Annotated in this window: 13 protein-coding genes; 8 read left to right on the forward strand and 5 right to left on the reverse strand. The window is 58.4% G+C overall.

Annotated elements, in window-relative coordinates:
• The first annotated feature begins 33 nt into the window (after nucleotides 1-33).
• From DIT71_RS10140 to DIT71_RS10155, 4 genes are read left to right on the forward strand one after another with little or no spacing between them, the layout of a single operon-like run.
• Nucleotides 34-549: a FixH family protein gene (locus DIT71_RS10140; RefSeq protein WP_114613104.1), complete on the forward strand. Its 516-nt coding sequence runs from the start codon at nucleotides 34-36 to the stop codon at nucleotides 547-549.
• Nucleotides 546-2,996, forward strand: coding sequence for a heavy metal translocating P-type ATPase (locus tag DIT71_RS10145; RefSeq protein WP_114613105.1), 2,451 nt, complete (start codon nucleotides 546-548; stop codon nucleotides 2,994-2,996). The genes DIT71_RS10140 and DIT71_RS10145 overlap by 4 nt, the downstream gene beginning before the upstream one ends.
• A gap of 32 nt (nucleotides 2,997-3,028) precedes the next feature.
• On the forward strand, nucleotides 3,029-3,283 hold the full coding sequence (gene ccoS, locus DIT71_RS10150) for a cbb3-type cytochrome oxidase assembly protein CcoS (RefSeq protein WP_114613106.1): 255 nt from the start codon (nucleotides 3,029-3,031) through the stop codon (nucleotides 3,281-3,283).
• Nucleotides 3,283-3,981, forward strand: coding sequence for a sulfite exporter TauE/SafE family protein (locus DIT71_RS10155; protein WP_114613107.1), 699 nt, complete (start codon nucleotides 3,283-3,285; stop codon nucleotides 3,979-3,981). The genes ccoS and DIT71_RS10155 overlap by 1 nt, the downstream gene beginning before the upstream one ends.
• Nucleotides 3,982-4,006: 25 nt before the next feature.
• On the opposite strand, the gene ttcA is transcribed toward DIT71_RS10155, so the two are convergent.
• Nucleotides 4,007-4,918: a tRNA 2-thiocytidine(32) synthetase TtcA gene (gene ttcA / locus DIT71_RS10160; protein ID WP_114613108.1), complete on the reverse strand. Its 912-nt coding sequence runs from the start codon at nucleotides 4,916-4,918 to the stop codon at nucleotides 4,007-4,009.
• Between the two features lie 161 nt (nucleotides 4,919-5,079).
• Between ttcA and DIT71_RS10165 the strand changes: the two genes are divergently transcribed.
• Nucleotides 5,080-5,742: a DNA-J related domain-containing protein gene (locus DIT71_RS10165; protein WP_114613109.1), complete on the forward strand. Its 663-nt coding sequence runs from the start codon at nucleotides 5,080-5,082 to the stop codon at nucleotides 5,740-5,742.
• Between the two features lie 35 nt (nucleotides 5,743-5,777).
• Nucleotides 5,778-6,809, forward strand: coding sequence for a polysaccharide deacetylase family protein (locus DIT71_RS10170; protein WP_227538055.1), 1,032 nt, complete (start codon nucleotides 5,778-5,780; stop codon nucleotides 6,807-6,809).
• A 27-nt stretch (nucleotides 6,810-6,836) separates the two neighbouring features.
• On the opposite strand, the gene DIT71_RS10175 is transcribed toward DIT71_RS10170, so the two are convergent.
• Nucleotides 6,837-8,300 carry an SLC13 family permease gene (locus tag DIT71_RS10175; protein ID WP_114613110.1) on the reverse strand — a complete coding sequence of 488 codons (1,464 nt, stop codon included), beginning with the start codon at nucleotides 8,298-8,300 and terminating at the stop codon, nucleotides 6,837-6,839.
• Between the two features lie 20 nt (nucleotides 8,301-8,320).
• Entirely contained in the window at nucleotides 8,321-8,641 is a 321-nt protein-coding gene (locus DIT71_RS10180) for a TraR/DksA family transcriptional regulator (protein WP_114613111.1), read from the reverse strand.
• Nucleotides 8,642-8,912: 271 nt separating this feature from the next.
• Here DIT71_RS10180 and DIT71_RS10185 point away from each other — a divergent pair, with 271 nt between their 5' ends.
• Nucleotides 8,913-10,277 carry a sodium:solute symporter family transporter gene (locus DIT71_RS10185; RefSeq protein ID WP_114613112.1) on the forward strand — a complete coding sequence of 455 codons (1,365 nt, stop codon included), beginning with the start codon at nucleotides 8,913-8,915 and terminating at the stop codon, nucleotides 10,275-10,277.
• Between the two features lie 136 nt (nucleotides 10,278-10,413).
• Nucleotides 10,414-11,667, forward strand: coding sequence for a substrate-binding protein (locus tag DIT71_RS10190; protein ID WP_114613113.1), 1,254 nt, complete (start codon nucleotides 10,414-10,416; stop codon nucleotides 11,665-11,667).
• A 7-nt stretch (nucleotides 11,668-11,674) separates the two neighbouring features.
• Here DIT71_RS10190 and tpiA read toward each other — a convergent pair whose 3' ends face one another.
• Together tpiA and eno are read right to left on the reverse strand one after the other, a co-directional pair.
• The gene (gene tpiA / locus DIT71_RS10195) at nucleotides 11,675-12,466 is read right to left on the reverse strand and encodes a triose-phosphate isomerase (protein WP_114613114.1); all 792 of its coding nucleotides are present in this window, start codon (nucleotides 12,464-12,466) and stop codon (nucleotides 11,675-11,677) included.
• Between the two features lie 33 nt (nucleotides 12,467-12,499).
• Entirely contained in the window at nucleotides 12,500-13,801 is a 1,302-nt protein-coding gene (gene eno / locus DIT71_RS10200) for a phosphopyruvate hydratase (protein ID WP_114613322.1), read from the reverse strand.
• Nucleotides 13,802-14,056: the final 255 nt, after the last annotated feature.

Raw genomic sequence — 14,056 nt, forward strand, 5'->3', positions numbered from 1 at the left:
CATCATCCGGGAACAGCACTGAGAGAATTGCTTATGACTGAAAATACTTCTGTAGGCCCTTGGTACCGCCAGCCCTGGCTGCTGTTTCTGCTGATCTTCCCGGGAGCCGCCATTATCTGGTGCACCATTGCCATCACGGTGGCGCTCAACTCACAGAACTCCATGGTGACCGATGACTATTCCAAGGAAGGCCGCGGTATCAATATGGAAATTGCCCGTGACGAGACAGCGAAGGACCTCGGTCTCAGCGCGGAAATGGCCTTTAACGAACGCCAGATCAATCTGTCGGTGGATACCACCAGCGGCCGCGCTGATTATCCTTACCTGATTCTCAACCTGTTCCACCCGACCATCGCCGAGCGTGACCGCACTGTGCAGTTTCGCGCCATTGGTGAAGGCCAGTACGTGGCGAACCTGAATCAGCCCATCGAGGGCCGCTGGTACTTCGACCTGCGGGGCCCCGATAACGACTGGCGCCTCAAGGGCGAGTCCAGCCTGCCATCGTCACGTCCACTGACCCTTGGCGCGGGCGCTGAAGACCGCGGGTGAAACCCTTGGATTGCTTCCACTGTGGGGAGCCGGCACCCGGCAGACCCGCCATCACGCTGGAACTTGATGGCGAGTTACGCCACTTCTGCTGTCAGGGCTGTAAAGCCGTCTGCGAGACCATCCGGGCGGAAGGCCTCGACGGTTTCTATCAGTTCCGCACCGAGCCGGCTGTCACCCCGAAGGCGTTGACAGATTCCGAGCTCAACCGGATACGGGAACTGGACCATCCGTTGGTGCAGAAATCGTTCGTATCGCCGGTGAAGGCAGGCCGGGAAGCCACCCTGCTAGTCAGTGACATTACCTGCGCTGCCTGCATATGGTTGCTCGAGAACCATATGGCCAAGCAGCCAGGGGTTATCTCGTTCACCGTCAACCACAGCACCCAGCGGGCCCGGCTGGTCTGGAATCCGGAACAGGCCCGGCTCAGTGACCTGCTGATCGCCATCCACGAACTCGGTTATCGCGCCCGCCCCTACCAGGCTGACGAAGCCGAACAGGCGCTGAAAGCTGAACACCGTTCGATGCTGATTCGACTGGCCGTTGCCGGCATCGGCTCATTCCAGAGCATGATGCTGGCTTTTCCATTGTATTTTGAACTGATCAACGATCTTTCCGACGATTTCATCGGCTTCTTTCGCTGGTTCAGTCTTCTTGTCGCTACGCCAGTGGTGCTCTATAGCGCCAAACCCTTTTTCCGCAATGCCTTGCGGGATATCACTTCCCGGCAGTTCACCATGGACCTGCCTGTGGCCATTGCCATTGGTATCGCCTATGTGGCCAGTGCCTGGGTCACCGTTTTCGGGGGTGACGAGGTTTATTTTGAATCGGTGTGTATGTTTACCTTCTTCCTGTTGCTTGGCCGCTACGTGGAAGTCCAGGCCCGCTACCGGGCCGGCCTGACCGGCAACGCCCTCGCGGGTTTCCAGCCTTCGGTTGCTTCGCTGATGCGCGATGGCGAAACTGATATCGTGCCGGTCCACGACATCAAGCCCGGTGATATTGTCCGGGTTCGCCCCGGGGAAACCTTGCCGGTGGACGGGGAAATCGTGTCCGGGGAATCCACACTGAATGAAGCGGCTCTCACCGGCGAATATCTGCCGGAAACCCGCCGGGCGGGTGACACCGTGTATGCCGGTAGCGTCAACGGGGAGAACCCTCTCAACATTCGCGTTGTGCGCGCCGGCGCCCAGACTCGCCTATCCGGCATTTTGAGGGTGCTTGACCGGGTGCAGGCCGAAAAACCGCCCGTGGCTCGTCTGGCAGACCGCATTGCCGGTAAATTTATCAAGCAGGTACTGATTCTGGCCCCCGTTGTCTGGGGCGGCTGGTGGCTGGCAGGCGCCGACAATGCCTTCGACATTGCCCTTGCCGTACTTGTGGTGACCTGCCCCTGTGCCCTGTCCCTGGCAACCCCCACGGCCATCACCGCTGCCACGGTCAGGCTACGCAAGCTGGGGTTCTTGCCTACCCGTGGCCATACGCTGGAATCCATGAAAACCATAGATACCGTTGTGTTTGACAAAACCGGCACCCTGACCCGTGGCGAGCTGTCGTTAACCACTACCCTGGCTTTCGGTGATCTGGACATTGCGACCTGCCAGAAAATCGCGGCGGGTCTGGAAAAACATTCGGAACACCCCATTGCCAAGGTATTCCACCAACACCCCTCAGTAACGGTCGCCGACGTTACCAACCATCTCGGGGGTGGTCTGTCCGGAAAACTGGATGGGCAGAACATTTATATCGGCCATAAAGCCTTTGTCGCCGGCAAGACTCTGGCCCGACCACCGGAAACCGAGCAGCCGCCCGGCATGGAAATCTGGCTGGCAACCGACCAGCAATGGCTGGCCAGCTTCCGGATGGACGACCAGATTCGTGACGACGCAGCTGAAGCAGTCAAAGCCTTTCAGCAAGCCGGCGTGCAAACCATCCTGCTCAGCGGCGACCGATCCGGCCATGTGCAACAGGTTGCCGAACAACTCGGTATCGACCGTGCGATAGGTGAAGCCTCCCCCGAACAAAAACTGGAGGTGCTGAACGAGTTGCGTGAACAAGGTCACCACGTAATGATGGTCGGCGACGGTCTTAACGACCTGCCTTCTATGGCCGGCGCCGGTATCTCGGTCGCCATGGGTGCCGCTGCCGACCTGACTCAGCTCAAGGCTGATGCCGTGTTGCTGAATGGCCAGCTAATGCAGCTGCTGGAAGCCATGAAAACCAGCCGCCAGACTCGGGATATCATCCGGCAAAACATGGCCTGGGCGCTGGTTTACAACCTTCTTGCCCTGCCCCTTGCCGCCGCCGGCTTTGTAACGCCCTGGCTGGCTGCCATCGGCATGTCAGCCAGTTCACTGATTGTGGTGCTCAATGCGCTGCGTCTCAGCAAACCACCTGGCAAGAGCAAGCCTTTACCAAAGGTACAACAGACACTTGCAACCGCAGCGTGACACATAACCGCTCTGCTTTTTGAGGAGGTAGCGTGAAAATCGTCTTTATACTGGTGCCACTGATGCTGATTCTGATCGCATTGGGGTTGGTTCTGTTCTCCTGGGCCGTGAGAAACGGCCAGTATGATGACCTGGACGGGCCGGCCCATCGCATTCTCTACGATGATGACAAGGACAGGATTCCGGACGACGCAAAGCAGCCGAAACAGGAAACCGCCTCGCGCCATAACACTGCCTCCAAAGGCGAGCCAGAGGATGACAAACCGGGAGAAGACCGGACATCCTGATGGGCGAAGAACTGTATCTGAGTTATTCCAGTGCCTTCCTGATCGGGCTGCTGGGCAGCACGCACTGCCTGAGCATGTGTGGCGGAATCAGCGCTTCGCTTTCCATGGCCCTGCCCGTCGGGCGGGGCTTCCGGCTCCGACAGACCATTATGCTGCTGGCCTTCAACGGTGGCCGCATTGGCAGCTATGCACTCATCGCCGCTTTGATTGCGCTCCTCAGTACCAGTGCCACGGGATACTGGACACAACTGGGCCCGGTGCTGCGAACCCTGGCAGGCGTACTGCTGATTCTGATGGGACTTTCCATGGGCCAGTGGTGGCAGGGAATTCGTTATGTGGAACGGATCGGCGCGCCGGTCTGGAAACGGCTGTCCCCCCTTACCAGGCACGTACTTCCAGTCCACCATGTGCGCCAGGCACTTGCGCTCGGTGCACTCTGGGGCTGGTTACCCTGTGGCCTGGTCTACAGTACGCTGGGGTGGGCGGCCTTACAGCCTACCGTCGGCAGCGCCGCAACAACCATGCTGTTTTTTGGCCTGGGCACCCTGCCCTCCATGCTGGCAACCGGTTACGCCGCCACCTGGATCAGCAAACTCAGGGAACAGAAGCATTTCCGACAGCTCGCGGGACTGCTGCTGATCGGCTTCGGTATCTGGACCCTGCCAATCACCGCAATGCTGCACTCAGGCCACGGCTAGGACTTTGCCCGCATTTCTAAGCGGGTCAGATATTGAGTACGTCAAGCCGCCCGAAATCCTTCGTCTCCGGTTCGAGGGTTGTAACAGACCGCTTGCCATCCGGGTGCCGGGAACCGTCACGGAAATTATAGAGAGCCGTGTCGGCAAGGTGTGACGGCTCTACATTGCACATGGCGCGGAACATGGTTTCCAGCCGCCCTGGGTGCTGCTTGTCCCACGTCTGGAACATGTCCTTGATCACCTGGCGCTGGAGATTTTCCTGGGAGCCACAAAGATTGCAGGGAATGATGGGGAACTTCCGCATGCGTGCATACCGGGCAATATCCTTTTCCCGGCTGAAGGCAAGCGGGCGTATCACCGTGTTACGGCCATCGTCGCTGTGAAGAACCGGGGGCATGGATTTCAGCTTGCCGCCGTAAAACATATTGAGAAACAGGGTCTCCAGGAGATCATCACGGTGATGGCCCAGAGCGATTTTTGTCACCCCGTGTTCCTCGGCAAAATTATAGAGAATCCCTCGGCGCAGGCGGGAGCATAGCCCGCAGGTGGTTTTCCCTTCCGGCACTTTGTCCTTGACGATACTGTAGGTGTCCTTCTCGATAATGTGATATTCGATACCAAGGGCCTGCAGATATTCAGGCAGCACCTCTTCCGGGAACCCCGGTTGTTTCTGATCGAGATTCACGGCAATCAGTTCAAAGGACACGGGTGCACTTTTCTGAAGGTTCATCAGAATATCGAGCATGGCATAAGAGTCCTTGCCGCCGGACAGGCAGCACATGACTTTATCGCCGGCCTCAATCATCGAGAAATCAGCAATCGCCTGCCCCATCTCCCGGCGCAGGCGCTTTTGCAGCTTGTTGAATTCCAGTTTCTGCCTGCGCTCCGCTTCAGAGGTCAGGACAGCGTCAGAGTTGGCAGTTATTGCGTCGGGCATAGAAAACATCGTTCATGGGAATCAGTGGACGTTGGATTATACGCGTGCAAATGGTCCGGGAACAGGATACAGACATGGGTGCGTCGCAGACAAAAAGGAACCCCGGCCTGAGACTGGAGCCCCCTCTTCCGTAACGGCGCCCCGTCACCTACCATAGTGTTATGAATCAATCCGAAACGGCAACAGATGGCGCCCGACCCATTGCTTCCGGCTCCCAGGACGACAAGCTGAATTTGCAGATTCAGCACCTGCTGGTCGCTACCGAGCACATACTTCGGCAGAACCCTGGCGGAATCAACGAACTCGGGCTTATCAGGACTCTGCAGAAGCCCCCCTGGGAGTTGATCGGCACGGTAAACTTCGCGGAGCCGGATAAACTCTATCCGGTCCATTTTCTGCTATTCCACGTGCTTTATCGCCTCCGTGACCAGCTTGCCACTGGCGGGGAGGCGCTTACCATATCGCCTCTGGTCATCCGGCTCCGGCACAGCACGGTTGTCGGCGGCTCGGGCATGCCGGACCAGGCAGACGAACTGAGAATTTTCTACCTGGACCTTTCCGGTTACCGGATGTCTGAGGATTCCATAAACCGGATGATGGACGACTTCTGGGCCGGGCGCAGCGGCTTGAGACCGGAACTTGCGGAAATCCGCAGCGCAGCGGCTACGCTCGGCTTTGACGATATCCCGCCGGAATTTGATGAGGTAAAGCAGCGGTTTCGCCGGGTGGTAATGCATGCTCATCCGGACCGCGGTGGCGAAACCGAAGCCATTCAACAGCTGAACCAGGCTTTCGCGGTATTGAAGGCGCATTTCAGAACCTGACAGTCTTGCACTACCTGATCCTCGAGGAAGACACCATGACAAAACGTATGACGACCCGATCACTGCTGATGACATCCCTTGCCGGCTTTGCGCTGGGCGCCCAGGCGGATCTCGTGGTGCTCCAGTATCACCACGTCAGTGATTCCACGCCATCGTCCACCAGCACCTCGGTGTCCCTGTTCGAAGGACAGCTGGACATGATTGATGAACTGGGAATTGAGGTTGTACCCCTGGAATCGGCAACCCGCGACGCACTGGAAGGCAAACTGGATAATCGCAAACAGATTGCCCTTACTTTTGACGACGCCTACGAATCTGTCTATTCCAATGCAGCGGCAGAACTGGAGAAGCGGGGCTACCCCTATACCATCTTCGTTAATACCGATGCCATTGGCAGCCAAGGCTATATGACCTGGGATCAGCTGGAGGAAGTGCTTGGCAGGAGCGGTGTTACGGTTGCCAACCACAGCCAGGATCACGGCCACCTGGCAAGGCGCCCCGACGAGAGCAGGAGTGACTGGGCACAACGGGTGGAAAGCAGTCTGGATCTGGCTCAGCAGGCCCTGGCAGACAGGCTTGGCACCGACGTCCCGATGTTTGCCTATCCCTATGGGGAATTTGACGAGGCGCTGGAGGGCAAGGTAGAGGCCCGTGGATGGCTGGGATATGGCCAGCAGTCAGGCGCAATTGGTGCCACTTCCGACTCGACTCGGCTGCCCCGCTTTCCCATGGCGAACGCCTACGGGCAACTCAACAGCCTGGAGAACAAACTACGCAGTAAAGCACTGCCGGTGGATGCCAGCAAACTGCCCGACGGCGTTATTGATGAGAATCCCCCGACACTGTCGTTCACTGTGCCCGATTCCATAAGCGTAGACCGCCTGTCCTGTTTTGCCTCCGGCCAGGGTCGTGTGGATTTCGAGGTTTCCGGCGACCAAGTCACTGTGAAAGCCCCTGACAGTTTCAGCAGCCGCCGTTTCCGCTACAACTGCACGCATCCGGCTCCCGACGGCAGCTATTACTGGCTTTCGCAACAGTGGTTGGACCTGAGCAGACCTGAAGACTAGTGCCCTGCCCGGCCAATTCGGCCCCGCTCAGATCGTGAACACGAAACCCAGCAGCAGATAGCTCAGCGCCGTGACCACAACGATACCGAGAAGATTCAGCGCGAAACCTGCGCTGATCATGTCCTGAATTCGCATGTGGCCGCTGGAGAAAACGATGGCGTTGGGTGGTGTCGCTACCGGCATCATGAAGGCACAACTTGCCGCAATGGCTGCAGGCACTGTCAGCAACAGCACTGACATCTCCTGGGACATGGCCAGCGCCCCCAGCAACGGCAGGAACGCCGCCGCGGTAGCGGTATTGCTGGTTACCTCCGTGAGGAAGATGATGACGCCCACTACCAGGGCAACCATCACCAGGACCGGCAGGTTGCCAGCGACCGACAAACTCTCGGCGATCCATTCCGCCAGGCCTGAACTACTGATTACGCCTGCCATGGCGAGGCCACCACCAAACAACAGCAAGACGCCCCAAGGAATGCCCTGTGCGGTCTCCCAGTCGAGCACGAACAGCCGCTCTTTCAGGTTGACAGGGATCAGGAACATGGCGATGGCCGCCGCAATGGCAATGCCGGTGTCGCTCAACCAGGGCATTGGCCCATCTGATAACAACGGCCTGAAAATCCAGGCGGCAGCAGTCACCACGAATACCAGTGCTACCAGCTTCTCCGCTTTCTGCAGAGGTCCAAGAGCCTTCAGCTCGTCCCGTATCAGGTCACCGCTGCCGGCCTGGTTGTCCAGTCCGAAATCCCTGCGCGTCAGCCACCACCAGGTCAATGCCAGCATGACCAGTGATACCGGCACTCCCAGCAGCATCCACTGGGCAAAACCAACCGATATACCCTGATTTTCACTGAGATAGGCTGCCAGTAATGCGTTGGGAGGGGTCCCGATCAGGGTAGCAATACCCCCGACGCTGGCCGAGTAGGCAATGGCCAGAAGCAACGCTGTAGCATAACGGCGGACGCCTTCCTTGTTGGAGGAGTCCATCATCGCAATGACCGACAGGCCAATGGGCAGCATCATGATCGAGGTGGCCGTATTACTGACCCACATGCTCAAGAACGCCGTGGCAATCATGAAGCCCGCGATCTGGCGGCGCGGCTTGTCACCCACGCCTCTGAGGGTCAACAGGGCGATACGGCGGTGCAGGTTCCATCGCTGCATCGCCAGCCCCAGTGTGAAGCCACCAAGAAACAGAAAGATGATGGGGTTGGCGTAAGGCGTTGTCGCATCCTTGATACCACCCAGCCCGAGTGCCGGTATCAGCACAATGGGAATCAGTGCCGTTGCGGGAATGGGGATCGCTTCTGTGGACCACCAGGTGGCCATCAACAGCATCAGCCCGAGTGCTGCCCAAGCCTCTGCCACCATCCCCTCCGGTGCCGGCAAAACCAGTGTCATGAGCAAAAACAGAGGCCCGAGAATCAGCCCGATGACCCTGCTTTTTGGTAGTCCCTCCGCTTTATTGTCGGAGCTGGTGCCTGCTGACATGGAATTTCCCTTCTAGCGGATCATTGTTCTGCGCATTCGACACACAAGGTGGTGTAGGGCAGCACCTGCAAGCGTCGCGGATCTATCTCATTCCCGCAGCGTTCGCATTCGCCCCCCCGGCCATTTGCCAGCCGTTCCAGGGCACGCTCTATCTGGGCGAGTTCACGACGGGTTTCGGTTTCCAGGGAATCCACTACTTCGTCGTTCTGGGTCTGGACTGCCTGCTCTTCAGAGTCCTTTTCCAGGGCTCCACCCTCCCGATGCTGATGGGCCTCGTACTTTGCCAACCGCGCCTTCAGATCAGCGCGCAGGGTTTCAAGTTCCGACTTGCGATTACTCATAACGACCTCCTGTGGGGGGATGTCCCCGGATTAATACTGCCTACAGTAAACCATAAGCCTGACAGGCATTTGACGCTTGTCAAAATTGCCTGATCTGAACCGGTCAAGAACAACCGCAAGGCCACGCTCCAAAAAAATCGGATACACAGCGTCAAAGCACCCCAGACGAACGTGACATTGTCCGCCATGCCTGACTCGACGCACCAGCTTATCGCGGCGTTGCCCGGAATATGTCAATATTCCCGACTCTACGAACGGCGGAGTTTCCATCATGCTTTACACCACCGTAGCCGCCCTGGCGGCTGCCCTGATCCTCTTTACCTGGCTCGGACTGCGCGCGCGGCTGGCCGATGGTGGGCTTGACGACTATGTGACCGCCCGGAACAGTCAGGGCGCCCGGGCTCTGGGACTGTCTTTCCTGGCCTCCGGCATGGGTGGCTGGATACTGTTTGCGCCCCCGGAAGTCGGCGCCCTGGTAGGGCCGGTCGCCCTGGCCGGTTATGCGCTGGGAGCGGCCCTGCCCTTTATCGTATTTGCTTTCTGTGGCCCTGCGATACGCCGCTACCTGCCCCAGGGGCGCAGTATCGGTGAGTTTGCCCAGGCCTGCTACGGGAACGCAGTTCGCCGCTACGTGTCGTTGATCTCCGTGCTTTACATGTTGTGTTTTGTGACAGCGGAGCTGACCGCCATCGGTGCCATCACCTCGATGCTTTCGGGAGTCAACGGCAATGTGGCGGTGTTGGGCGTGGCCATTGCCACGCTGATTTACACCGCCTGGGGTGGCCTGCGGGCCAGTATCGTCACCGACCAGTGGCAGGCCTTTCTGCTCATTGGCCTTTTGGGAATCGTCGGCTTTGTGGCCATGGAGCGGCTACCCGAACTGGACGCCGCCAATGCGCCGTCAGCACCGGTTGGTGGCGCCCTCGGCGTTGCCCTGACGCTGGTTATCGCGGTCACCGCGGCCAACCTGTTTCATCAGGGCTACTGGCAGCGACTATGGTCCGCACGGGACACCTCCGCATTGCGCCGGGGCGCGCTGTTCGGTGGGGTAATCACCATTGCCGTAGTTGCCGTGGTTGGTGCCCTGGGCATCGCCGCCGCCATGAGCGGGGCGGATCTGGGGTCACCACCCATTCCTTTCTTTGCCCTGCTTTCTGATGCTCCGGCCTGGCTGACCATTCCCGCCCTGGTGCTGGCGCTGACGCTGGTAGCCTCATCAGTGGACACGCTGCAAAATGCCCTGGCGTCCCTGGCGGTCACCGAAAAACAGGGACTGTCCATCGTTTCGGCACGATGGATCACGGTCATCCTGATGATCCCCGTGGTGATTGTCTCGTTGCAGGGTGTCTCGGTGCTGAGACTGTTCCTGATTGCCGACCTGCTCTGTGCAACGGCGGTGATACCGGTATTGATGGGCCTCTGGAAGCGAATGACCACGACCGCGGCGGTCCTCGGTGGCCTTGCTGGCCTGGCCGGCGCCATTATTCCCGGATGGGTTACCGGTGGCAGCCTGATGGCCGGATTGGAGGCCGCGAGTTTTCCGGGAGGTATCCCGACTCTGCTGCCGTTTGCAGGGGCGCTTATCGGCTCTACCACCGTCAGCCTGGTGCTTGCTCTGGCTGCCAGAGCCCGCTAACAAAACATTACACAACCTTCCACCTTAGTACGATTGTTGCTGCGGCAGACTCCCGCGACACTGCTTCTGCCTTTTTCAAAAAAATAATATCAGGGGCCCGTACTTCCGGCCCGGCGTGACCACGGAGCCTTCGCCGATGCACTGCAAGAAGCTTTTTGTCTCTCTCCTGTTAACCCTGCTGGCAATCGCTCCAGTGGCCGCGGAAACCCTCAAGATAGGGCTGAACTACCCACAGACCGGGCGCTACAAGGATCAGGGCCTGCAACAACGGCTGGGGGCGTTTCTCGCGGTTGATGAGATCAACAGTGCCGGCGGCATTCTGGGCCGCGATGTAGAACTGGTTATACGAAACACCTCAGGCGAGCCGGACAAAGGTGCCAGAAACACGGCTGAACTGATCGATCGCGAGGGTGTGCAGATGGTTTTCGGGGGCGTTTCCAGCGCTGTTGCCATCTCCTCCGGGCGAGCGGCAAGGGACCGGGACAGGATCTATTTCGGAACCCTGACCTACTCCAATGCCACCACCGGTGCGGCCGGCCACAACCACATGTTCCGGGAACCCTACAATGCCTGGATGACGGCCAAGGTACTGAGCCAGTATCTCAATACCCAACACTCCGATGACGAATATTTCTACATTACAGCCGACTACACCTGGGGCTGGTCAGTGGAGGAATCGGTCCGGAAGTTCACCAATACCAGTGACACGGATGCTCACCAGGGGGTCAAAACACCCTTCCCCCGCGCCCTGATTACTGATTTCCGTAAGGCCCTGGAGGAAGCGGAAAAAAGCGATGCCAAAGTGCTGATGATGGTGCTGTTCGGAGACGACATGGTGCGGGCGCTGAACGTCGCTTACGAAATGGGGCTGACCAAAAAAATGCAGGTTGTCATTCCCAACCTCACACTCGGCATGGCTCGCCAGGTGGGTCCTACGATTATGGGAGGGATTATCGGTGGGTCACCCTGGGTATGGAGTGTGCCCTACCAGTATGATTATCCACGAGGCAAGGCATTTGTTGAAGCCTTCTCCGGCCGCTATGAAATGCGTCCTTCCACGGCGGCAGCGTCCGCTTACAGCATTGTCTATCAGTACAAGGATGCCGTTGAGCGCGCAGGTACCACCAACACCAGTCAGGTTATCCGCGCCCTGGAAGGGCACAGATACAGCTTGCTGAAAGATGAGCAGTACTGGCGGGAGTTTGACCACCAGAACGTGCAGACCGTCTATGTAGTGCGGGTTAAACCAAGGAACAACGTCATGGCTGATGACTATTCGAGTGACTATTTCGAGATCATCGACTCCATGGCCGGAGACGAAGCCGCCCAGACGCGGGCGGAGTGGGAGGCCCGTCGAAAGGCGGCAGGCCAGCCACTCACCCTTCAGTGAGCGGCAGTCAAAGCACGCAGTCGCTGTCTGTCTCAGCGGTGGTGACTGCAAGCGCACTGGCAATGTCAGCAAACTCATCTGCCTGCAGAGAAGCTCCGCCAATAAGACCACCATCGACGTCCGGTAACTGGAAAAGTTCCGCCGCGTTGCCCGCTTTGACACTTCCGCCATAAACAATGCGCAGTGCCTCTCCCCCACCGGCCTCCTGGAACTCAAGGAACTGACGGACAGCACGGTGGGTTTCGGAAACCTGCGCGGGGCTCGCTGTCCTGCCGGTGCCAATGGCCCAGACCGGTTCGTAGGCAATGATGCCGTCCCGCAGGCCCGCCATTCCGTTTTCGTCGATGACCGTCTGCAGCTGCATCTCGATAGCCGCCATGGCCCGGCCCTGCTCCCGCTCCTCGAGGGTTTCCCCCACACACAGAATCGGCGTCATACCGGCAGAACGTACCTGCCTGAAACGCGCAGCCACGTCGTCACTGGATTCGTGATACATCGACCGGCGCTCGGAATGGCCAATCAGGACATAGCGGCAACCCATTTCCCGGAGCATGGTTGCGCTCACCTCGCCGGTGTGCGCACCGGAAGCCGCAGGGCTGGCGTTCTGGGCGCCGAGGGCCAGGCCGGTATAGCCCAGCAGGTCCCGGACCTGAAAGAGGTAGGGAAATGGCGGACAGACAGCCATATCCATGGCTTTGCGGTAGGGCCTGATTTTGGTCAGTAAGCGCACCAGCAACGCTTGGTTGGCGTGCAAGCTGCCGTTCATCTTCCAGTTCGCTATCAGAATCGGTTTTCTCATGGTCTGCCTCCGGTCATTCCATACGTTTTTCGCTCAGCTATCCAGGGCGCAGCGAATCGCCCCTACCCCCGGGTAGAAGGCACGGGCACCAAGATCCTGCTCAATGCGCAGCAACCGGTTGTATTTGGCAACCCGATCCGAACGACAGAGCGAGCCAGTCTTGATCTGGCCGGCCCTGGTCGCGACTGCCAGGTCAGCAATAAAGGTATCCTCGGTTTCGCCACTGCGATGGGAAATCACCGCGGTATAACCGGCATCCTGGGCCATGCCGATGGCGTCAAAGGTTTCCGAAAGGGTTCCGATCTGGTTGAACTTGATCAGCACCGAGTTGCCGATCTCCTGGCGGATGCCCTCGGAAATGAGAGCAGTGTTGGTAACAAAGAGATCGTCGCCCACAAGCTGCACCCGCTCACCCAGTTTTTCCGTCAGCAACTTCCATCCGCCCCAGTCATTTTCATCCATGCCATCCTCGATGGACGCGATGGGGTACTGGCTGGCAAGGGCTAACAGGTAATCAGCGAACCCGGCAGAATCATAACTGTCGCCGGCGCCGGACAGATGATACCGGCCGTCCCGGTAGAACTCGGAAGCGGCGCAGTCCAGCGCCAGCACGATATCGGTCCCGGGCCGATAGCCTGCCGTGACCACAGCTTCCAGAATGAGATCAAGAGCCTCTTCGCTCGAGCGTAGGTTGGGTGCAAAGCCGCCCTCATCACCAGTGGCGGTTGAGAAACCGTGCTTTTTCAGCAGTGACTTGAGCCCATGGAAGATTTCCACTCCCATGCGAAGCGCTTCGCTGTAACTGGGCGCTCCCACGGGCTGAATCATGAATTCCTGCAAATCCACGGTGTTGTCCGCATGGGCGCCGCCGTTAATGATGTTCATCATCGGAACCGGCAGAACGCAGGGGCCGGTACAGCCATAAAGTTCCGCCAGGTACCGGTAGAGGGGTTGCTGACGGTAATTTGCCGCGGCATTTGCAATGGCCAGGGAAACGGCAAGGATGCCGTTGGCACCGAAAGCGGCTTTGTTATCAGTGCCATCCATATTGCGCATCAGACGGTCAATCACCAGCTGGTCAAATACCGGCCGGCCCTCAAGAGCCGGTGCAATATGCCGGTTCACAGAATCAACCGCACCCAGAACACCCTTGCCGTCGAACCGGGCCGGATCGCCATCCCGTTTCTCCAAAGCCTCCCTGGACCCGGTAGATGCGCCCGAAGGAGACCGGCCGCAACCGACCACGCCGTTTTCCAGCGTCACATCCACTTCCACGGTAGGAAAACCGCGGGAGTCCAGAATTTCCCGGGCGAACACCGATTGAATATGCTCCATAATGATAAGCCTGCCTTTCTGCTTTTTTGTTTGCGCACTGTGTTTGTGCATTATCGAACAGATAATCGGATTGTAATATTCGTTTACGAACATTAACAAGCAAATTTCACTGTGAATTCAATACGATTTTGTTATATGAAAAATCAGGATATGATTTTTGCTTTGCCGCATGCGCTGGCGAATAGCGAAAAAAGGCCGGCAGGGTCCACCCGCTGGATGCGGGAAACACCTGAAATGCTATTAAGGGGGGATAGG

This window comes from Marinobacter vulgaris, from assembly GCF_003344045.1.
GTDB classification, from domain to species: Bacteria; Pseudomonadota; Gammaproteobacteria; order Pseudomonadales; family Oleiphilaceae; genus Marinobacter; species Marinobacter vulgaris.